Annotated in this window: 18 protein-coding genes; 3 read left to right on the forward strand and 15 right to left on the reverse strand. The window is 54.7% G+C overall.

The features are described from left to right. Window positions 1-5: 5 nt before the first annotated feature. The 6 genes from hfq to mutS form a co-directional block, all read right to left on the reverse strand. Window positions 6-245, reverse strand: coding sequence for an RNA chaperone Hfq (gene hfq / locus R70331_RS16705; protein WP_039873818.1), 240 nt, complete (start codon window positions 243-245; stop codon window positions 6-8). A 270-nt stretch (window positions 246-515) separates the two neighbouring features. Further along, a complete protein-coding gene (locus R70331_RS16710) occupies window positions 516-875 on the reverse strand; it encodes a YmaF family protein (protein ID WP_042177333.1) in 360 nt (119 codons plus the stop codon). Window positions 876-1,090: 215 nt separating this feature from the next. Further along, on the reverse strand, window positions 1,091-2,041 hold the full coding sequence (gene miaA, locus R70331_RS16715; RefSeq protein ID WP_042177334.1) for a tRNA (adenosine(37)-N6)-dimethylallyltransferase MiaA: 951 nt from the start codon (window positions 2,039-2,041) through the stop codon (window positions 1,091-1,093). After that, window positions 2,031-2,810 (reverse strand): class I SAM-dependent methyltransferase, encoded by a 780-nt coding sequence (locus R70331_RS16720; protein WP_042177335.1) that lies wholly within the window; start codon window positions 2,808-2,810, stop codon window positions 2,031-2,033. Before R70331_RS16720 ends, miaA begins: the two co-directional genes overlap by 11 nt. Window positions 2,811-2,847: 37 nt before the next feature. Further along, window positions 2,848-5,013: a DNA mismatch repair endonuclease MutL gene (mutL, locus tag R70331_RS16725; protein WP_042177336.1), complete on the reverse strand. Its 2,166-nt coding sequence runs from the start codon at window positions 5,011-5,013 to the stop codon at window positions 2,848-2,850. Between the two features lie 595 nt (window positions 5,014-5,608). Then, window positions 5,609-8,467, reverse strand: coding sequence for a DNA mismatch repair protein MutS (mutS, locus tag R70331_RS16730; RefSeq protein WP_042177337.1), 2,859 nt, complete (start codon window positions 8,465-8,467; stop codon window positions 5,609-5,611). Window positions 8,468-8,652: 185 nt separating this feature from the next. Here mutS and R70331_RS16735 point away from each other — a divergent pair, with 185 nt between their 5' ends. Continuing rightward, complete coding sequence (locus tag R70331_RS16735; RefSeq protein WP_042177338.1) at window positions 8,653-9,465, forward strand: GNAT family N-acetyltransferase; 813 nt, start codon at window positions 8,653-8,655, stop codon at window positions 9,463-9,465. A 213-nt stretch (window positions 9,466-9,678) separates the two neighbouring features. Here R70331_RS16735 and R70331_RS16740 read toward each other — a convergent pair whose 3' ends face one another. The 7 genes from R70331_RS16740 to R70331_RS16770 all read right to left on the reverse strand — a co-directional run bounded on the left by R70331_RS16740 (window position 9,679) and on the right by R70331_RS16770 (window position 17,012). Continuing rightward, complete coding sequence (locus R70331_RS16740) at window positions 9,679-11,097, reverse strand: putative amidoligase domain-containing protein (RefSeq protein ID WP_052419091.1); 1,419 nt, start codon at window positions 11,095-11,097, stop codon at window positions 9,679-9,681. A gap of 155 nt (window positions 11,098-11,252) precedes the next feature. After that, window positions 11,253-11,810, reverse strand: coding sequence for an outer spore coat protein CotE (locus R70331_RS16745; RefSeq protein WP_039873832.1), 558 nt, complete (start codon window positions 11,808-11,810; stop codon window positions 11,253-11,255). Window positions 11,811-12,090: 280 nt separating this feature from the next. Beyond that, a complete protein-coding gene (locus tag R70331_RS16750) occupies window positions 12,091-13,113 on the reverse strand; it encodes an HD-GYP domain-containing protein (protein WP_042177339.1) in 1,023 nt (340 codons plus the stop codon). A 171-nt stretch (window positions 13,114-13,284) separates the two neighbouring features. After that, window positions 13,285-14,271, reverse strand: a complete 987-nt coding sequence (locus tag R70331_RS16755) for an aromatic acid exporter family protein (protein WP_042177340.1) — start codon at window positions 14,269-14,271, stop codon at window positions 13,285-13,287. A 94-nt stretch (window positions 14,272-14,365) separates the two neighbouring features. Then, complete coding sequence (locus R70331_RS16760) at window positions 14,366-15,202, reverse strand: ABC transporter permease (RefSeq protein WP_442950550.1); 837 nt, start codon at window positions 15,200-15,202, stop codon at window positions 14,366-14,368. Beyond that, window positions 15,199-15,978, reverse strand: a complete 780-nt coding sequence (locus R70331_RS16765; protein ID WP_042177341.1) for an ABC transporter ATP-binding protein — start codon at window positions 15,976-15,978, stop codon at window positions 15,199-15,201. Before R70331_RS16765 ends, R70331_RS16760 begins: the two co-directional genes overlap by 4 nt. Window positions 15,979-15,989: 11 nt before the next feature. Beyond that, window positions 15,990-17,012, reverse strand: coding sequence for an ABC transporter substrate-binding protein (locus R70331_RS16770; protein WP_042177342.1), 1,023 nt, complete (start codon window positions 17,010-17,012; stop codon window positions 15,990-15,992). 377 nt (window positions 17,013-17,389) lie between these two features. Here R70331_RS16770 and R70331_RS16775 point away from each other — a divergent pair, with 377 nt between their 5' ends. Beyond that, the gene (locus tag R70331_RS16775) at window positions 17,390-19,111 is read left to right on the forward strand and encodes an alpha-amylase family glycosyl hydrolase (RefSeq protein ID WP_042177343.1); all 1,722 of its coding nucleotides are present in this window, start codon (window positions 17,390-17,392) and stop codon (window positions 19,109-19,111) included. Here the strand turns inward: R70331_RS16775 and R70331_RS16780 are convergent. Continuing rightward, window positions 19,098-19,697, reverse strand: coding sequence for a hypothetical protein (locus tag R70331_RS16780; protein WP_156131146.1), 600 nt, complete (start codon window positions 19,695-19,697; stop codon window positions 19,098-19,100). The genes R70331_RS16775 and R70331_RS16780 overlap by 14 nt on opposite strands. A 250-nt stretch (window positions 19,698-19,947) precedes the next feature. Here R70331_RS16780 and R70331_RS32105 point away from each other — a divergent pair, with 250 nt between their 5' ends. Beyond that, window positions 19,948-20,187, forward strand: coding sequence for a hypothetical protein (locus R70331_RS32105; RefSeq protein WP_039873859.1), 240 nt, complete (start codon window positions 19,948-19,950; stop codon window positions 20,185-20,187). A 106-nt stretch (window positions 20,188-20,293) separates the two neighbouring features. Here the strand turns inward: R70331_RS32105 and R70331_RS31865 are convergent, their stop codons facing one another. Beyond that, complete coding sequence (locus tag R70331_RS31865) at window positions 20,294-20,431, reverse strand: hypothetical protein (protein ID WP_167336693.1); 138 nt, start codon at window positions 20,429-20,431, stop codon at window positions 20,294-20,296. Window positions 20,432-20,661: the final 230 nt, after the last annotated feature.

Here is a 20,661-nt window from a genome sequence, read left to right on the forward strand (position 1 = left end):
AAATGTTACTCGTCGCTTCCGTTATCCTGCATCAGTGAGACACTGCGCTGCGGGGTGAAGGTCGAGATCGCATGCTTGTACACCATCTGCTGGCGCCCGTCACTGTCGATCACAATCGTGAAATTATCAAATGCCTTGATGATTCCCCGGATCTGAAAGCCGTTGGTCAAATATACTGTAGCAGGGATATTCTCTTTACGCAGCTGGTTCAAGAACGTATCTTGGATGTTAATGGACTTGTTCATATGACGTACCCCCAATGGTTCAATTAGATTGTTCAGAAGTATATTCAACACTTAAGAGAAACTTTCCTGCTATTATACCACGTAATTTGCGGTTACAGCAATTCGCGAAATAGAGTGAAGTTAAGGTACATAACATGAGCGTTGACACAGCCGGGGCGGCTCCGGCGCATGCAGCGTCCGTTCTCTCTAGAATACATGTTAAATCTTCCGCCCCCTTCCCGTCAATTCCCTACACTCCGGTTAGTGCTGAAGGCCCTCCATTCTTCTACCTCAAATCAGCGGGGATTGAATCAGCGTCGCAAAATTAAAAGCATGCACATGGCCGCTGTTTTCAGAGGTCTCCCCGCTTACAAAATGGACATGCTTGCCGTTTCCCACGGGAATGGCCGGTCCTGTGCGGATTTTTCGCAGCGTGTGGAAGTGGCCGGCGTAATCCGTTTTGCTGAAGTCAATTTCATGGATATGGCTGCTTCCAATCCATATTGACTGGCCTGTAAATCCGGCAAAACGGTGATTATGCCGGTCCGCCCCCTCCTCAGCCAGCTTGGTGCTGCCGGCAAATTCATGTACATGCCTTTGCGCATGTCTTGGATATCCCTTGTTCTGTTTAGATGTGTGCCTGTTATGCATCCTCTGTCCGCCTCCTGCCGATTATGGATTCACTAGCATCCTATTAATAACTTCAAATAGAAGTGCTAGGCTGACCCCGGCGAACAAGAAAGAATCTTAACAGGTTATAACGGCTTCCTTTTATGTAAAAAAAGAGGCCCCGAAGCATGTATGCACACACTTTCAGGACCCTAAAAAACGGCATAAAATATCTAAAGCAGGAAGTGCCGTTCAACTTATCTGCCAAGAGTGCGGGAGATAATCTCACGTACTTTAGCCAGATTATCAGCATAATTCTGTTCGTTAAAATCCTCGATCCACTGTATGTCCTTCATATGGCGGAACCAGGACAGCTGGCGCTTGGCGAAACGGCGGGTATCGCGCTTAAGCAGGGTCACAGCCTCATCATAGGTCAGCTCTCCCTCCAGGTAAGCAGCAATCTCCTTATAGCCGAGTCCCTGCATCGCTACCATGCTGCGGTGATAGCCCTTATCCAGCATTCCCTGCACCTCTGCGATCAGCCCTTGGTCCAGCATCTGGTCAATCCGGTCCTCGATCCGGCCGTAAAGGACCTTCCGGTCCATTGTCAGGCCGATCAGACACAGCTCGTAAGGAGATTCCCTGGTCTGCTCCGCTTTGGAAGCGGACAGGGTAGTATTAGTCTGGTGGTGAATTTCCAGCGCCCGGATAATCCGGCGGCGGTCATTTGGATGCAGCCGCTGCGCGCTGGACGGGTCTACCGCAGCAAGGCGGGCATGCAGCGCCTCAGCGCCGTGAGCCTCAGCATAGGCATCCTGTTCAGCGCGGAAGGCTTCGTCTGCAACCGCTTCGGAGAAGCGGAAGCCGTAGCAGAGTGATTCGATGTACAGCCCTGTTCCGCCTACAATAAAGGGCAGTCTGCCCCGTCCGCTGATCTCAGTGATCAGGCGCTTGCCCTGCTCCTGGAATTCAGCTGCAGAGTAGGCTTCTCCGGGATCATGGATATCTATCAGATGATGGGGAATGCCCTTCATCTCTTCTGCACTGATCTTCGCCGTACCGATATCCATCCCCCGGTAGACCTGCATGGAATCGCCGGAGATAATCTCGGCATTATAGGCCTCGGCCAGCTCCAGGCTCAGCCTTGTTTTGCCGGCGGCCGTCGGACCCAGCAGCACCAGTACCTTGGGTTTTGTCTCAGTTGTCAATGTGGATCACCCCGTACGATATTTTGGCGCTCCCGCGCAGCAGCTCCGTGAAGCCGAGCCGGGTAAATTCACCGCTCAGCGCCTTCTCCTTGAGCAGGACGGTTTTGCGGGCTACCCGGAGCGCTTCGGCTACCGTCTCCTCTGAAAGAGCTGCTGCGTTCGCGAACTGGCGCAGCGGCGAGATCGCCGATGAATCTATCAGCGGCACCCGGAACATCGGGTCAAAATAAACGATATCCACGCTCTTGTCCGGCAGAGCCCGCAGATACTCCAGATGCTCGCCATGCACTACCCGGATTCTTCGAAGCGCTTCATTAACCTTGACCTGGCCTGATGTATAATGCTTCATGCCTTCCGAGAGCAGCGCATACAGCGGGAGAGAGCTCTCAAGTGCGGTAACAGTTGAGTCTGCTCCTCCAAGCACCGAGAACAGAAGCGAGTCGCTGCCGAGTCCGGCCGTACAGTCCAGCACACTGTCACCGGGCTCCATCCGGGATGCTTCAAGCATCGCATCAGGCTCGCCCTTCAGAATCCGCTTAGCGCGGACAAAGCCCATGCTCGGATGGAATTCCATCGGGGGTGTGCCCGGGGTAATCAGCCGGACCGCCTCCTGGACGATGACCAGAATTTCCTCATCTCCGTAGCGCTCAACCAGCCGCGTTACAGATAATTTTCCCCGGGGTACAAATTGGGTTCCGGTATGCTCCGCCAGCGCTTTGGCCCGCTGAACGATTTCCGGTATCGGGTCAAAGCCCGTCGTTATAATCATGTTGCCTCCATTTCCGGTACTCACTTCATTCTTAATCTTACATGACCCGCTTGAACAGCTTCTCCAGGTCATACGCAGAGAACGATACGACGATCGGCCGGCCGTGCGGGCAGGTATAAGGCTGCTTGCAGGCTGCCAGCCGTGAGAGCAGCGCATCGACCTCCGGCTCGGTCAGCTTCTGGTTAGCCTTGATCGAGGCCTTGCAGGAGCAGAGAATCGACGATTTCTCGCGCAGCTTCGCCAGGTCGATCGAACGCTCGCTCAGCACCCATTCGGCCATCTCCTCCACCAATGCCTTCTCTTCCCCTTCCGGGAACCAGTAAGGCAGGGAGCGGACCAGGAACGTCTGGCCCCCGAAATGCTCCAGGTATACACCGGCCTTCTCGAACCAGTGCAGCCGTTCACTGAGCTGGCGGCTCTCCGACGGCGTGAACTCCATTGTGATCGGCAGGAGCAGCTCCTGCGAGGCATCCTCGGGACGCCCGAATTTCTCGTAATAATATTCATAATTAATCCGCTCATGCGCAGCGTGCTGGTCGATCAGATAGAGCCCGCCGTCGTTCTGGGCGATAATATAAGTGCCGTGATGCTGGCCGATATAGTTCAGCTCCGGAAACTGCGGAAGACCGGGATCGGCGCTGCCGCTCGGTGCATACAGCTCCTCGGCTGACGGCAGACTGCCGCGGGCCGGCATTGCTGCTGGCTGCGGGCGGTAGCTGCCTGCCCCCACCTCCGGCCGCGGCCGGGCCGGTGCCTGGGAGAAGCTTCCGCTGTAGGCGGCGGCACTCTCTCTGGCCTGCGGCTGGGTCTGGCCGGGCCGCAGGGCCGAACCGGCATTGCTGCTGAACAGGGGCGCGCTGCTTGCGCCGCCAGGGGACACTGCCGGCGGTGTGTAGCCGCTGGCAGCGGCCCCTGGCGGGCTCTGGGTGCTGCCGGACGGTGTCATCGGCTGCTGGGTGCTGCTGCCGGAGACACTACCAGGCAGCTTTGTATCTGCAGCAGCACTTGATGAGGCATCTGCACCGGGTGCTGCCGCTGAGGCGTTTAAGCCCGGGAGTGCTGCTGAGGCCTCTGCCCCAGGCACTGCTGCCGGGGCGTTGGCGCCGGATTCCTGCGGAGCCGGGACATTCCCTTTGGTGAAGGCAAACTGCTCCTGGATGAAGGAGCTGCTGCCCTTCCCGCCTACCAATTCCCTGCCCGGGCGGGGAATCAGATTCTGCCCGAGCAGCACCTTGCGGAGCTCCTGCTCCACAAAGGCATACAGCTCGGGCTCCTTGCTGAAGCGCACCTCCAGCTTCGCCGGATGCACGTTGACGTCTACTAGTGAGGGATGCATATCCAGCTCCAGTACGAGCAGCGGATAGCGGTTGATCGGCAGGAGCGTATGATACGCGCGCATAATAGCGGCGTTCAGCCCGTTGCTGCGGATGTAACGCCCGCCGACAATCGTAGTTACCGCATTGCGGTTGGACCGGGTCCATTCCGGCCGGCTGATATATCCCGAAATCTTATAATCCGGATCTTCCGCGCTGACCGGCAGCATCGCCTTCGCGGCGGAGGTACCGTAGACAGCAGCAATAACCTGCAGCAGATCGCCATTGCCGAGTGTACGCAGCAGCTGGTTGCCGTTATGCTGCAGTGTAAAAGAGATGTCCGGATGGGCCAGCGCCATCCGGTACATTGCATCCGAGATATGCCCGAGCTCGGTTTGGATGCTCTTCATATATTTCAGCCTTGCCGGTGTATTATAGAATAATTCACGCACAGCCATATCGCTGCCCTTACCGGACGGCTGATCCTCATTCCGGATCAGCTTTCCGCCTTCGATATCAATCTGCCGCCCTTTACCGTCATCGCCGCTGGCCGTCAGCAGCGTAAGCTTCGACACCGCCGCAATACTGGGCAGCGCCTCGCCCCGGAACCCGAGGCTTGTGATCTGGAACAGGTCACGGCCGGTCGCAATCTTGCTTGTCGCATGACGGTAGAACGCCGTCTCGCAGTCATCCGGCTCGATGCCCGAGCCGTTATCCTTGACCCGGATGCTTTGCAGGCCGCCTTCTTCCACGGTGACCTCAATGCGGGTGCTGCCGGCGTCAATTGCGTTCTCCACCAGCTCCTTTACAACAGAAGCCGGCCGCTCCACCACTTCACCGGCAGCAATCTGGTTGGCAATATGCTCGTCCAGCACATGAATTTTGGCCATGGTTCATTCACCTCGCGGTTATATAAATTGATTATAAAATTAGGTTACTTTTATAAAGCATGTTCTAAAGGAAGCCCGGGTAGGACGGGTAAGCAGTATAGCCGGAATGAATCCCGATGATGTGAGTCACGATGCGGTGAATCCCGATGCGGTGAAGTTCCAGCATGACTGTTCATCAGCATGATGAGCCTCCAGTGTGATGAATCATCAGTATGTTGACAAGTGACTGGTACGGAACCCCCGGCCCCCGGAATAACCGCTCCCCGGCATTTAGCTGGATTTCCGTCACCTAATTCTGCTATTTCGCAGCCATTATCAGCATTAGGTGGAAAATGTTCATCTAATTTAGCCAATATCCCGCTTAGGAGGTACACCCCCCGGGATTAAGTAGCGTTTATCAAACTATTATCCTCCTGGCACATGCCAGCCCGGAATTAGATGACAAATTTCCACTTAACTTGGCCAGTCATCCCTCATTCATCATCCGCAGCAGCAGTAATATCAAACGCAGTGAGCGTCTATATAGCTGATTCTAAGGTAGCTCTCTGCAAAGACAGCCCGCTGCTATGGGAGCCGCCGCTTAGCCGCTGCTACATTACAGGCCTTTAGCCTTCAGCTTCAGCTCGTTCAGCAGGCCCATCGCCTGCAGCGGCGTCATGTTCATCAGATCCGCGCCCTGTACGGCGGCGACCAGCTCCTTCAGGACAGGATTCTCCTTGGCCGGGGCCGCTGCAGCGTCCGCACCGCCCTTACGGCCCTTGCGCGGTTCTTCTTCCCCGAAGATGGAGAGCTGGACCACTTCCTGTCCGGCACTCTCCTCCACGGAAGCCAATGATACGGCAGCCTCCGCATAGGCAGAACCGCCGCCGAAGACAGCAGAAGCCGGATGCGCATGGCCTGCAGACTGGGCTTCAGGTTCTGCTAACGGTGACGACTGCGTATCCTGCGCAGCTGATGCCTGCGCACTGTGCAGCTCCCCGGAAGGCTGTGAAGCTTCCTTCACCAGACTGCCCAGGCCGCTGCCGGCACTGCCGCCGTATTTCAAAGCTGCACTCCCCGGAGGCGCCGCCTGCTCAATACTTTGCAGCAGCCCGTACGCACGGTCGATGATGCCCTCCGGCAGGCCGGCCAGCCGGGCACAGTATATCCCGTAGCTGCTGTCAGCTGCTCCCGGCACCAGCTTGCGGAGGAAGTTGACCTTGTCGCCGCTCTCCTGCACAGCCATGGAATAGTTGCGCAGCCCTCCAAGGCTCTGCTCCAGATGAGCCAGCTCATGAAAATGGGTGGATACAAGCGCTTTGCAGGCAATGGTATCATGCACATACTCGATGACCGCCTGGGCAATAGCCATCCCTTCACTCGTCGAGGTTCCCCGGCCAAGCTCATCAATGATAATCAGGCTGCGGGCGGTAGCCTTTTCGGTCATGACCTGTATGTCAGCCATCTCCACCATAAAGGTACTCTGCCCGCCGATCAGGTCATCCGCCGCTCCGATCCGGGTAAAAATCCGGTCAATCAGCGGTACTTCCGCACTGGATGCCGGAACGAAGCAGCCGATCTGCGCCAGAATGCAGATCAGGGCCACCTGGCGCATGTAAGTGCTCTTACCCGCCATATTCGGTCCGGTAATCAGCAGAATATTACCGTCATCTCTGGTCAGCGTGCTGCCGTTAGCCATAAAGCTGGAATCCTTCAGCACCGCCTCCACGACAGGATGGCGTCCGCCCTCCAGCCGCAGGTCGTAACCGTCAGACAGCTTCGGCTTAACGAACCGGTGCTCGGCGCTGACTGCAGCGAGGCACTGGTACACGTCAATTTCCGCCACCTTCTCGGCCAGCGCCTGCAGGCGTGGAATCTGGGCGGCAATCCGGTCTCGCAGCTCCGTGAAGAGGCTGTATTCGATGTCCGTCATTTTGTCCTCGGCTTCGAGAATCAGCGCTTCCTTCTCCTTCAGCTCCGGCGTAACAAAACGCTCGGCATTGGCCAGTGTCTGCTTGCGCTCATAGCGGCCTTCCGGCAAGGAGGACAGGTTGGAGCGGGTAACTTCTATATAGTATCCGAATACTTTGTTGAAGCCGATCTTCAGCGACTTAATGCCTGTAGCGGTACGCTCCTTCGCTTCAAGCTCCGCGAGCCACTGCTTGCCGCTGGTGCTGGCACCACGCAGCTCATCCAGACGTTCATGGTAGCCGGTCCGGATAATGTTGCCGTCCCGCACGGATACCGGCGGGTCCTCTACGATAGCTGAATCAATATCGTCACGCAGCTCGGCGCACACATCCATTGAAGCCGCAATATCCCGCAGTGTGGACGAGCCGGAGCTCAGGCACATCTCCTTCAACGCCGGAATCTGGTCCAGAGACAGCTTAAGAGCATTCATGTCACGGCCGTTGGCGCTGCCGAAGGCAATCCGTCCGACAAGCCGCTCCAGATCATAAATCTCCTTCAGGGCGCCGCGCAGGTCCTCGCGTTCAATGAACTGGTTATACAGATAATCGACGGCCTCCAGCCGCCGCTCAATCGGTGCACGCTGCAGCAGCGGCTTGTCAATCCGGCGGCGCAGCAGGCGTCCGCCCATTGAGGTTTCGGTACGGTCGAGCAGCCAGAGCAGCGAGCCCTTCTTCGAACGTTCGCGCACCGTTTCCGTCAGCTCCAGATTGCGGCGGGTGAACGGGTCAAGAATCATATAGTTGCCCGGCTCATACGGGGAAATCTGGCTAAGCTGTCCAAGCGAACGGCGCTGGGTTTCACTCAGATAGGAGATCAGCAGCGCCAGGCAGCTGCCCCGCTCCTTCTCCAGCCGGACCCAGGCGGCTTCACCGAACTGGCGGCGGGCCAGCTCTTCTTCTTTTTTATCCCAGGGAGTGTACACCACCGGCTTAGCCAGAAGTGAAGCTTCACTGCGCAGTTGTTCCAGCAATGCCGCATCCCCGATAATTTCTGCCGGCTCATAGATGCCGATCTCATCGCGCAGCCATTCTGAACCGGACAGGACAGAGGTCACATACAGCTCACCCGTTGTCAGATCGCAGGCTGCCAGCGCCATCATCCCGTCTTCCTCTGTGACACAGACAAGGTAGTTATTGCTTTTATCCGTAAGAATCTTCCCGTCCATGACAGTTCCGGGTGTAACCACGCGAACAATATCGCGCCGCACCATGCCCTTTGTTACCGCAGGATCGTCGAGCTGCTCGCAGATCGCGACCTTGTAGCCTTTTTCAATCAGACGCTGTATGTAACCTTCGGCCGCATGATAAGGCACTCCGCACATCGGAATTTTCTCATCGGTGCCGCCCTGGCGGCCGGTTAATGCTATCTCAAGCTCCTTCGAGGCAAGGATCGCATCCTCAAAGAACATTTCATAGAAATCGCCCAGCCGGAAAAAAAGGAACGCGTCCTTTGCCCCTTCCTTTACCTTCAAATACTGCTCCATCATCGGCGTATATTTAGCCATCGTTAACCTCCATGCCATTTCTTCAATACTCTCTATTATAGCAGAAAGTCACCGGGCAAAGTTACTCCCGCAGCTAATAGGAAGAAAGAGGTTCGCAGGTACAGAAAGATTACGGTGCAGACGCGCTGCACTTTGATGTAAGATTAGGGGCAGACGTTAAAATATACCATTGGGGAGGACTATGCATGATACGCAGACTGTATGAGGCAGACCGGGAACGGGTGATGGAGCTGGCAGGCCGTAATCCGTCGATCAACCTGTTTATAATCGGGGATGTGGAAAATTTCGGGTTCGAGCAGGAGTTTATGGAGCTGTGGGGCGAATGTGATTCACCGGACGGCCCGCTGCAAGCAGTATTGCTGCGCTTTTACGACAGTTACCTGCCTTATGCGGACGGTGCATTTGATGCAGAGGGTCTGGCGGAGCTGATACGCAGGAACAGTCGTGCTGAGATGATTTCGGGCGATGCCGGGGTTGTTGAGGCTTTTAAAGGCAAGGTTCCGGTACGGGAGGAAAAGCGGATGCTTTTCGCAGAGCTGAAGGAGATGAATGAGAGAATTAGTTCTTCAGCCGCTGTGCCGCTTGCGTTCAAAAAAGCAACCGTGAATGATGTCGAAGCCGTCTGCACACTCACTGACCAGATAGAGGAATTTGCCGGCAGCACTGAGAATTCGCGGAAAAGCCTGCGGACAGCGCTGGAAAGCGGCACCGGCCGTACTTTTTTTGCGGAGCAGGACGGTCAAGTAATCGCCGTGGCATCGACTACCGCTGAAAACTCCCTGTCAGCCATGATAGTAGGGGTCGCTACCCACCCGGATTACCGGGGCCGGGGTCTGGCAGGCAATATGGTGGCACAGCTGTGTGCAGACCTGCTCGCTGAGGGCAAATCGCTGTGCCTGTTCTATGACAATCCCCAGGCCGGCGTGATCTACGAAAGGCTCGGCTTCCAGACAATCGGCTCCTGGACCATGCTGTATATTGACAAGCAGCAGGGGTGAGAGGGGGGCAGCGCGGAAGGATCATGCAATAGCAGGCTGCTATAAGCCGCTTTGGCCTGGAGCCCGGAGGGACGGGGGCTTTTGCTGGGCGGTTTGACGCGCCCTCTGCCCTCTGCCCTCTATTGTCCGCGCTGCCTGTTCTCCCTGATTACCCGCGCGCGTTGTCTATCGCCCGTGCAATAGGGCTTTACGCTTATTAAGCCTGCACTATGCTTACACCTCTACAGAAGCTGCTGGAGCAGCTTCTTTGGTGCGCCACAGTCCGCGGATATCGCGTGACTCATCCCAGGTCCGCTCCGCGGCTATGTAGCCCAGGAGCGGTTCGATATAACGGGCGGCCTGCGTATAGCCGGGCAGCCCTCTCAGCTGCGCCTGCAGCGGGATGAACGCTGCGCGCAGCGGGGGTTTGACGCCGCTGTAATAAGCGGCGTGCAGCTCCTCCCGGTCGAGCGGGCGAAGCGCCAGGTCTTCGTAGCGGCTCACGATCAGGTGAGCCAGGAAGACCGCGCCTCTGGCGATGACCGGGGAGACGAGGAAGCTCGGCAGGGTCCGGTATTCAAAGCCGCCATGCGGCTGAATCCGGAAATCGCCGAGCACGCCGTAACGCGGACGCCGTCCGGCAGCCCCGGCGTCCTCCAACAGCATCAGCGGCAGCGCGAGGTAGTTGTCGAGCGCCCGCAGGAGCGGCGCCGTCAGCGTCACGCCGCTGAAGTGCAGGTGGCCGCCGAGGGCCCAGCCCGGCAGCGGCATGCCTCCCGCCCGCCAGCAGAGCTCGCGGTCGGCAATGAGCCGGTCCGCCGCGCGCACGGCGGACATCAGCTGCGCCAGCAGCGCGCGCGGTTCCCCGCGCGGCTGAGGGCGCAGCTCGGCAACCGGGAACGTGCCGCGCGTTCCCGGAGGTCCGGCGTCGCAGCCCGCGACGCCGTCCAGGGGCAGGTACCGCGACGCGGGCACGACGCGGCCGGTGGATTCCCGGAGCAGAATGAACTCCGGGTCCATGCCCATGAGCAGCCCCGGACGGCCGGACTGCTCAGAGCCAAGAGCAGCGCTCAGAGCCTGTGCAGCCGCCTGATAGAACCCCGGTATTTCACCCGTTGCAACAGAGAACGGGATAACCTCTTCTACCGCATACTGCCTGCCGCCAAGCGCGCTCAGACGGACCTCGCCGCTATCCAGCCCCAGGCTGTACAGCGCGCGTACTGCAGTCTCCCGCAGCTGTCCAGCCGTACCGCGGCGATTGTACCCGTTGCCCGGTCCCGGCACAGCTGCCGTAGCTCCCGCAACACTCCCCTCCTCCGGCCGCACGGCTTCCCCGGCAATTATTCCGCCAATAACTGCCGGCCCCTCCTCAACGCGGATACCTGCCTGCCGGCCCATAGCCTGTCCGGCTCCCAGCCCCTGAATATCCACCACCTGCAGATTAAAGATCCTGACGATGTACTGCTGTCTATGTATGCTGCTTAGTTCTGCGTAATAAGGCTGTGCCGAAGGTTCTCCCGGTGCGGAAATCCCTGACCGTTCCAGCCTTGTCCTGCCGGCAGGAGTCATAGCAGCCTTCAGTCCGCAGCGCCGCAATCTGGCTTCCCGCTGCCGGTCTGTTAACCGGAGAAACACATTCAGTCCCTCATTCATGGCCTGCCTCCTCTACCTTTCCTGCATACACACTATCGGTTATTCAGCAGTAAAATAAAATTAAAAAAGGAGGGCATTCGCCCTCTTCGCCGCCGCTCTCTCCACATATAATGGACTATAACCCACCTGGAAATCAGCGGCGGCGCCCTCCTTCTTTACAGCTCATCATCCAGGGCGTCAGGGTCGAGATCATCATAGTCGAAGCTCTCACCTTCGAAATCATAATCCTTGTCTTCCAGATCGTCGGCCTGATCGCTGACATACACGCGGACCTTGGTTTCAGCCACCAGCTCCGCCTCAAACTCGCGCTCCACACGGAGCGTTACGCTTCCCCCGCCCGGCGATACCCCTGCTTCCACACAGTTCGGCTCCTGCGTTGCCTCCGCAGAGACCTCAACCGTGGAAGCTCGGTGTCTCGGGTCCAGGTATGACAGCGGGATAAGCTCGACATAGGAGACCGTTTCTTTGGCTACCTCAGTCTGCTTGTTTTTGTCATACGAGTACCAGATGTTCACATCGTAAGTACCGATTACTTCAATTCCGTTTCCGGCGGCAACCGCTTCGTACTGGTGGTTAATGATCCAAGCCCCCAGAATACTAGTCGGATGATGTGGCGGAGTCACGGTATGGGTTGCGGTAGAGAACTTACGACCTTTGCCGCAAATTGCCTTCGTAATGATCTCCCTTGTTTGACGTTTATGGCTTAATGACATCTTTGAACCTCCTCCATACAATCATTCACTATCAAGTGTATGCACGTTCTGGGCATTTGTTGATTGTTAGAGTAGAAATAAATTTGGGTAAGCCCTCCACCCGTCCTGTAATAAGCTTTATAGTCCATTTTATTGCTGAAATCACGCCGTTATGATACATAGCCAGCTGCTTTTCCCCGCACAAAAAAACATCAGCGCCTCCGGAGCGGAGTGCGCTGATGTCTTTTATATTACGATGCTGTCTGCTTTTTTGTATGGAATCTCCGTTCCTCAGCCGGGGCTATTGCGGAATGACCTTTACAATGCCCAGATCCCGGTGTCTGCTGAGATCCAGGAACTCCTCGCCGATGTTCACGAGCGGACGCAGCGGATCATGGGCCAGAATGAGGATGATTTTACCGGTCCGTTCGTCGGACAGCACAACTTCATTGCCCAGCATAGACTGCATCAGCTTATTAATGAAGACTCTGCAGATATAAGGGTCCAGCTTGCCGAACACATCGCTCTCCATCTGCCGCAGAACCTCATACAGCGGCGCAGCGGGACGGTAAAACCGTTCCGAGGTCATCGCATGGAAAATATCCGCCACGGCAACGATTTTGCTGAAATCCGTGATGCGGTGCCCCAGTACGCCGAACGGATAACCGCTGCCGTCCATCCGCTCATGATGCTGCAGCGCCACAAGCGCCTGCATATGATTCGTACCCACAGTGTCTCTGATCATCTCATAGCCGTAGGTAGTGTGCTTGCGCATCAGGGCTGTTTCTTCCTCACTCAGCGGACCGGCCTTGGTCAGGATCTCCGAAGGGATCATGATTTTGCCGATATCGTGCAGTGTTGCAGCAATCGTCAGCATTCCAAGCTCCTCCGGCCTCAGCTTAAGCCACATGCCCAGCAGCGTGGATAAAATGCCGACCGCGACATTATGCCTGTATGTATAGTCGTCCTTCGGCTGGAGTGCAGCCAGTATTCCATAGAAATCGTTCTTCTCACTAACCTGCTGGATAAAAGGAATAACTTCATTTCTGAGCTCAATCATCGGTAACCGTTTGCTTTTGTTATAGCGCAGCTGTTCAAAGATATTCTCCATTGCAGCCGTACAATCATCAACCGCAATCTGGTAAAAGGCCGCACTGTCTACCTGAACCACGTCCTGAGGCTCAAGAATAATCTTATGCTGGCCGATCAGACGGATGTGCTCACTGTTCAGCAGTGTCATTGCGGGCAGAACGAACACGCCGGTGCGATTAAAAAGATTGGCTGCAAGCTGCTTGCCGAGAAATTGTTCATTATTAATGTTCATTATCCTCACCTGCCAGAGCAGAAATTCACATAAGCGAACGGTCTGCAGTAATTGAACTTCGTCTCTACATGAACGGCAAAAGGATTACCGGCTCACTTTTTGTGCTTACATTTCTTATCGTAATTTTACACGGCAATGTTAATAGTTGTGTCCATTTTCCTGTTATGTATGTCAGTTCCCCCGGCGGTTCAGCGCGCGCCTGATCGGTTTGACTTCAACCGGAACCTTATGCTGCTTGGCAATTTTCAGATAGAGCGCCAGTTCCCGGCATACCTGCAAAATCGCTGAGCGCACTTCAAATTCCTCACGTGTCGAAGGAAGCTCCATCTGCTGAAACTCCTGCTCGACGCCTTCCAGCAGCCGTTCCGTGCGCCCCGTATATTCTTCGGCCAGTACATCACCGCTCAGCTGGTCGAACAGCTCGGCCACCATATCCCCGTGCGGAAGCTGCCGGTAGACCTGGGAAAGGAGCTGCAGCATATTCTGGATCGATTCCAGCTGCTCCTTGCGCATATAAAAATAGACATTCCAGGCTTCATCCGGATGAATCACATGATTCTCCAGTTCTCTGGTTGCAGCCGTAAGGCCGCGCTGGACTGCAGCATTCGCCCCGATCAGCTCCTTGCCGTCCCATACATAGGAAGGCTCACGGAGCGTTGTCGCCATCTGCTTGAAAATAACCGAGAAATATCCGTCCACCTCCTTGCGGATGCCTGAGATCACGCCGGCGGTCTGCGGCATGTAGATCAGATTGACCAGACCGGCCGAGCCGAGTCCGATTATCAGCAGCTCAATCTGCTGCAGCAGCACATGAAGTGACAGCTCAGCTTGTCCAAACACACGAAACACAATGACGGAGCTGGTGACAATTCCTTCCTTGAAGCCGGATTTCACAATCAGCGGGAAGCCGAACAGCACGTACAGCCCGAGTACCCAGTAATGAAAGCCAAGCAATGCAAATAAGATGCACCCCATAAAAAGCCCTACCAGCGAGGCGGAAAAACGGGCGATAATTGTACGAAGGCTCCTTTTCCGCGTTGTTTCCACCCCGAGAATAGCCAGCAGGCCGGCACTTTGCGCATTGGGAATGCCCACAGCAGCTGCCAGCAGAATGGACAGCAGTGTGGCGGCCGCTGTTTTGATAACCCTGAATCCCATGTAAATACCTCTCCTTGACGATCTGCATCAGCTTGCTTGTAAAGATATAGACATGGTACAGGATTTTTCAGGCAGACACAATATGACATAAGTTTCAAAGCCGCGACAGGATCAGCTTTTCCACGTAGACCACCAGCTGATACATGGCAGTAGCTACGGCTGCTATAATAAGCAGGCTGGACATCACCAGCGTAAAGTTGAACACCTGAAAACCGTATATGATCAGATAGCCGAGCCCGGATTTTGCAACAAGGAATTCACCGACGATGACCCCGACCCACGACATCCCGACATTTACCTTTAATGTGGAGACTACAGCGGGAAAAGAGGCCGGCAGAATCACTTTGTTGAACTCCTGGACCCGCGACGCCCCGAACGAACGTACCACCTTGACCAGATTGGGGTCCACACTGCGGAAGCTGTTATAGACAACCAGTGTAGTGATAATGACGGTTATGGACAAGGTAGTAATAACGATGGCTGTAAAGCCCGCTCCGAACATCACGATAAATATCGGCCCAAGTGCGACCTTAGGCATACTGTTGAACACAACCATATAGGGATCAAGCACTGCCGATAAAAAGGGTGACCACCAGATGATGACCGCAAGCAGCGTGCCGAGCAGAGTGCCGAGTACAAAGCCGACTGCCGTCTCCCCTACCGTCATTCCGAGATGAGGCCACAGGCTTCCGCTGGCCATGTCATTCCAGATCTGCCGGAACACTTTGGTCGGATAGCTGAACAGCAGCTCATCGATCCAGCCCAGTCTGACCCCGGCTTCCCAGAAGAAGAAAAACAGCACCAGCAGACTGGCCCTTACGGCCATGACCCGGCTGTTCCAGCGGCGCTTTTGCTTTTTGTAATCCAGATGCTTTTGCTGCAGCCATGCTCCGCGGGAATCCGGTTCTTCGCCCAGCCCGTTTATTCTCACTGTCCTTCCCTCCCTGCCAGTTCCATTTCCTTCCACACTTCATGAAAAAGCTCGGCAAACCCCGGCAGGTCCCGTGCATAAAGCGGCGGAGTGCTGCGAATATCCTCCGGCACCTCAAAAATTTTGCGGATCCGTCCGGGGTTGCGCTGCAGCAGAATGACCCGGCTGCTGACTGCAATCGCTTCGGATAGGTCGTGGGTCACCAGCACCGCAGTCGTCCCGCGCCGGCGCAGCGTCTCCGACACCAGATCCTCCAGCTGCAGCTTGATCTGATAATCCAGCGCGGAGAACGGCTCATCCAGCAGCAGCAGGCTCGGATTCGTCGCGAGTGTGCGCACCAGGGCAACACGCTGGCGCATTCCGCCGGACAGCTGGGACGGATAAGCCTGTTCTTTGCCGGCCAGGCCCATATCTGCCAGCAGGTCCAGTGTCTTCTGTCTCGATTCCGGAGTCAGATTACCGGTCAGCTCCAGCCCGAGCAGTGCATTGTCCAGAATGGTGCGCCACGGGAAGAGATAATCCTGCTGGAGCATATATCCCACCTCAGGTGACGGCCCCTTAATGATTCGTCCGTTGACTGACACTTCACCAAGCGACGGCTGCAGCAGCCCGGCAATAATAGAGAGCAGCGTTGTTTTGCCGCAGCCGCTCGGTCCAACCAGACTTACAAACTCCCCCTGCTCTACCTCCAGGCTTAAGTCCCCGATGGCAAGAGAAGCCTCGCGGTCGCCCAGATAGGCATGCGTCACGCCCTTCAATTGCACAACTGGCAGCATAATTCAGCTCCTCATTTCCCGGATGAAGTTTTAACTCCGGCTTCCGCCTTTTCTGCGAAGCTGTTATCCACAATATCCTTCAGCGGAATCCGTTTCTGCAGCTCACCGGCATTGTCAATAACATCCAGCAGATTATTCCATTCTGTTTCCTCAATAATAGGATTGAGCGCGTACGTATCCTGCTCCTTGTAACGCTTGATCGCTGAGAGAACAATCCCCTGGTCAGTGTTCTCAAAATACGGCATGACTGCCTCAGCTATTTCCTCGGGGCTGTGCTCATTCACCCATAGCTGGGCCTGCTGGATGGCATTGGTGAATTTCTGCACCGTATCCCCGTTCTTGCTGATATAGCTTTGCTTGGACATGAAGACAGTGTATGGCAGGTAGCCGCTCTCCACCCCGAACGAGGCAACAACTGCACCGCGGCCTTCGCTTTCAAAGATCGAAGCCTGCGGCTCAAACAGCTGCACATAGTCCCCTGTCCCTGACGCGAACGCTCCTGCAATATTGGCAAAATCAATATTCTGAATCAGTGTAAGATCCTTTCCGGCATCGATTCCTTTATTATGGAGGGTAAACGCACCGGCCATTTGCGGCATCCCGCCGGCCCGCTGCCCGAGGAATGTCGAACCCTTGAGCTGATCCCAGCTGAATTCAACCTCTGCCTTGCGGGCAAACAGGAAGGTTCCGTCCCGCTGGGTAAGCTGGGCAAAATTAATAACAGGATCATCCGCCCCCTGCTGGGCTACATAAATTGAAGTCTCTGACCCCACAAGCGCTACATCTATCGCTCCTGAGAGAAGAGCCGTCATCGTCTTATCCCCGCCCGGAATCGTCTGCAGCTCTACATCCAGCCCTTCATCCTTGAAAAATCCCTGTGATAATGCCACATACTCAGGCGCATAAAAGACGGAACGGGTTACTTCGCCGATCTTTACCTTTACTCCCGCCTGTTCTCCGCCGCAGCCGGCGAGCAATGAGAAACACAAGACGAGCAGCATTAGCGGCAGCATCAGCTTTTTCTTGATTGTCATCCTTCATTCTCCTTTCTTCCCGGGTCCTTGGCCCTTACCTAAAGCATATGCACATGCCTACAGATTGGTTAAAAGCGGAAATGACCAGCGTTTGCACTTACTTTCACCCCCCTAATTCCAGGAGAAAGCATCCGCTTTCCTTAATTTCCTTTCTTCTTAAAGTCACAAGAAGCATAATTGGAAGAAATAACGAGAAAGTCAGCGTTTTAAAGAGTAAATTTATTCTTATTGTTCAAAATTGATCATTAATAGCCTAAAATGGTCTTTATAGCGTAGTGCAAACGTTTTACCAAATTCGTTTATTCCTCTACTATATTTAGTGAAGCGCTTACCGGATACATATTAATGTAGAAACCTGAATGGAAGGAGATTCACAGATGATATACGAACCCGGCTTACATAAAGGACGCCGCCTGCTGAACGCACTGGCCATCACCGGATTAGCTGCTGCTATGCTGGCCGGATGCACCGGTAACGGCAATACTGCCGGCATTAATAACAGAGGGAACCAGCCTGCCAATACAGCACAGCCTTCATCTTCACCTGTTAACATGCCTGCCCCTCAAGGATCACAGCAGCCGGGCGCTGAAATGGATGAGCAGCCTTCAACCGTATTTTACGAAGTTTTTGTACGGTCCTTTTATGACTCGGACGGCGACGGCACCGGTGATCTGCGCGGACTGACAGAGAAGCTGGACTATTTAAATGACGGAAACCCGGATACTTCCGGTGACCTGGGTGTCGGCGGCATCTGGCTTATGCCGGTTAACCCGTCCCCCAGCTACCATGGCTACGATGTTACTGACTACCGCAGCATTAATCCGGAATACGGTACACTTGAGGATATGCAGGAGCTGATCAGAGAGGCGCATAAGCGGGGAATCAAAGTTATTATGGATCTTGTCGTCAACCATACTTCGAAGGAGCATCCGTGGTTTGTGGAAGCCGCTGCACAGCAGGACAGCGGATACCGGGATTACTATGTCTGGGCGGAAGACCAGAGCCGCCCTGTCAGCGGAAGCAGCGCAGCGGGCAGCGGAAGCCCGTGGCATTCTGCACGGGGGAGCCACTATATGGGCATTTTCTGGGATGGTATGCCCGATCTCAACTTCGACAATCCGGAAGTCCGCATGGAGATGAAGGACATCGGAAGATTCTGGCTGGAGCAGGGCGTCGACGGCTTCCGGCTGGATGCAGCCAAGCATATTTATGAGGATCTTGTAACCGATAAAAGCGAAGAAACAACCGCTAAAAATGTAGCCTGGTGGCAGGAATTCCGCCAGGCCATGAACGAGGTCAACCCGCAGGCTTATATTGTCGGGGAGGTTTGGGAGAATTCAGCCGTATCGGTTGGTGCTTATCTCGATAAAGCCTTTGATTCCGGCTTTAATTTCGGGCTGGCCGAAACGCTGGTGAACGCCGCCAAAAGCGAAAAGGACAGCGGAGCCGCCTTTACGCTGGAGCGAACCTACAAGCTGTATTCACAGATTTCCGGGGGGAGCTTCACTGATGCCACATTTCTGACTAACCATGACCAGAACAGGGTTATGAGCCAGCTTGATAACAACCCGGACCATGCCAGAACGGCAGCCGCAATGCTGCTTACACTGCCGGGCAATCCTTTTATTTATTACGGGGAGGAAGTCGGCATGCTCGGCCGCAAGCCGGATGAAGGCATCCGGGAGCCGATACCGTGGTCTGCGGACAGAAGCAGTGCCGGCCAGACTGCCTGGGAACCGGACACTAACAATAAAGATAATTCCGGCGCAGATGTGGAGAGCCAGCTTAGCAGCAGCGGTTCGCTGCTTGACTGGTACCGCCAGCTTATAGCTCTGCGTAATGAGGTGCCCGCCCTAAGGGACGGGACTATCCGGGATTTTGCTTCCGGGAATGACGGGGTGATGACATTTGAACGGGTCACTGCAGGACAGCAGGTGCTTGTAGCACTTAACCTGACAGGAAGCAGCCAAACCGTCACCCTGAAGCAGGGAACGAATGGCTATTCCTATACCCGTGTAATCAGATCAATGCCAGAGGATGCCGGACTTACCGGAGCAGAATTGGCACTGCCTCCGTATTCAGCGGTTATTCTGGATTAGCCGCCTGCGGGGCATTCAGCATCCATTCATATAATGCATAGCACACCTCAGCTTTACTTGCAGGGACCGCAATGATCCAGTCCTCGGCGGATTCGCTGCTCATCCGCAGCAGCCAGCCGCCGGAGGCATCCCCGATGTAGCTGGCATGCTGGCTTGTCCAGCTGTCAGTGCCGCGGGAACAGAGTCTCAACTCGCCGTCAGCTGTCCGGTATTTCAATACTCTGGCCAGCTGGGCGGAATAGACAAGATCGCCTGTCTCGGCGGTCAGGGACTCGGCCAAAAAGTACAGGTTGGTGGTGGCCGCCTTGGCCTTAAGCTCATCGAACCTGCTTTTAGACATTTGAATTGCAGGTACCTCTGTACAGCCGGGCTCCGTTTCCATCTGATCAACGCAATTAAACAGATAGTAGCAGGCTCTTTTCACCTTTCCGGGCTCCGTTAGCTCGTAGCCAAAGGAGTCCTCATCATCTATGCTGGAAATAATAGTCCGTTCCTTATGTACTTGCAGACAAAGATCCTGTTTATGCTCCCCCTCACAGTATTTCAGCCGGCATATTCGTTCTGCGGTTACCGCCATTTGCAGCAAGCCGGATATCTCCTTTCCTGGCGTCGTTGCTTCAGGGAACAGAAAACGCGCTAAATATACCTTGTCATTATTATTCACAGTCCTATTTCCTTCCCGGATTCCCAGGAATTCAGGAATCGCCCAGCAATAAAAAAGCGCCAATCTATTAAACTAGCAATCTTTATGTTATCATAAGCTAATTTTAAGGTAAAATTAAGAAATGACGGGTATGATCATACCATGAAATACTTTTAGCGAGGTGATTTCAATTATGAGAATGCTCATCACATTTCAGAACAAGTCAGTCCCGGTATACTTCACTACAGAAAACAAACAGCCTACCCAAAAGGTACTTCGAATCCTGAACAATACACTGGAGCTTAAGATCCAGAAGGGCAAAAGCGCTCTGCAAAAATGTTTGAATTCACTTATTAGTATCGAAATTAAAGGCTCAGAAGCTATATTGCACAGTTACAGTGAAAATGATTCGCTCGCGCTATCCCTCTATTAAACAGAGGGGTAGTTTTTTTTGCCAAAAAAAAGCACGCTTCTCCGCCTGGAAAGAAGGTGCTCTGCTCTATATGCCGGCTGGGCTCTTGTACATCAGCGGCTGTCCTTCAGCTGATCCGGTGATTATTGTTCTCTTCCTTTTCCGCTTTCTGAATACGCAGCTTGAACAACTTCACTAAATTTTTCCGTGTCTGTTCTTCGTGACAGCTGTCCAGTTTTTTGATGATAAAACGGTCAATGGACATGTCAATCGCTCCTTTTTCAATATAGCTTACCGGCAGAGAATGCAGGAAATGATTTCCTGATTGCCTTGTATCACCTATATAACCGGGTCCCCGGAGCCTTAAACTTACTATGATTTAGTAAAATCTGGCTTGTCGCATTGCTTTTACTACATATTGATATTCTGTTCTGTTCTGCCTCCGTGCAGCCGGAGATATGGTGGTTTTGCAGATTATAGCTGTTTGCTGTCGCT

The sequence above is a fragment of the Paenibacillus sp. FSL R7-0331 genome (assembly GCF_000758645.1).
GTDB lineage: Bacteria > Bacillota > Bacilli > Paenibacillales > Paenibacillaceae > Paenibacillus_AQ > Paenibacillus_AQ camerounensis.

Excerpts from the sequence above, each read along its gene's own strand:
- R70331_RS16765 (WP_042177341.1), bottom strand. The coding sequence starts at position 15,978 with ATGCTGCCAGTTGTGCAATTGAAGGGCGTGACGCATGCCTATCTGGGC.
- R70331_RS16770 (WP_042177342.1), bottom strand. The coding sequence starts at position 17,012 with ATGACAATCAAGAAAAAGCTGATGCTGCCGCTAATGCTGCTCGTCTTG.
- R70331_RS16740 (WP_052419091.1), bottom strand. The coding sequence starts at position 11,097 with ATGAATGAGGGACTGAATGTGTTTCTCCGGTTAACAGACCGGCAGCGG.
- R70331_RS16755 (WP_042177340.1), bottom strand. The coding sequence starts at position 14,271 with ATGGGATTCAGGGTTATCAAAACAGCGGCCGCCACACTGCTGTCCATT.
- R70331_RS16745 (WP_039873832.1), bottom strand. The coding sequence starts at position 11,810 with ATGTCATTAAGCCATAAACGTCAAACAAGGGAGATCATTACGAAGGCA.
- R70331_RS16720 (WP_042177335.1), bottom strand. The coding sequence starts at position 2,810 with ATGATTATAACGACGGGCTTTGACCCGATACCGGAAATCGTTCAGCGG.
- R70331_RS16735 (WP_042177338.1), top strand. The coding sequence starts at position 8,653 with ATGATACGCAGACTGTATGAGGCAGACCGGGAACGGGTGATGGAGCTG.
- hfq (WP_039873818.1), bottom strand. The coding sequence starts at position 245 with ATGAACAAGTCCATTAACATCCAAGATACGTTCTTGAACCAGCTGCGT.
- mutL (WP_042177336.1), bottom strand. The coding sequence starts at position 5,013 with ATGGCCAAAATTCATGTGCTGGACGAGCATATTGCCAACCAGATTGCT.
- R70331_RS16750 (WP_042177339.1), bottom strand. The coding sequence starts at position 13,113 with ATGAACATTAATAATGAACAATTTCTCGGCAAGCAGCTTGCAGCCAAT.
- R70331_RS31865 (WP_167336693.1), bottom strand. The coding sequence starts at position 20,431 with ATGTCCATTGACCGTTTTATCATCAAAAAACTGGACAGCTGTCACGAA.
- R70331_RS16775 (WP_042177343.1), top strand. The coding sequence starts at position 17,390 with ATGATATACGAACCCGGCTTACATAAAGGACGCCGCCTGCTGAACGCA.
- mutS (WP_042177337.1), bottom strand. The coding sequence starts at position 8,467 with ATGGCTAAATATACGCCGATGATGGAGCAGTATTTGAAGGTAAAGGAA.
- R70331_RS32105 (WP_039873859.1), top strand. The coding sequence starts at position 19,948 with ATGAGAATGCTCATCACATTTCAGAACAAGTCAGTCCCGGTATACTTC.
- R70331_RS16710 (WP_042177333.1), bottom strand. The coding sequence starts at position 875 with ATGCATAACAGGCACACATCTAAACAGAACAAGGGATATCCAAGACAT.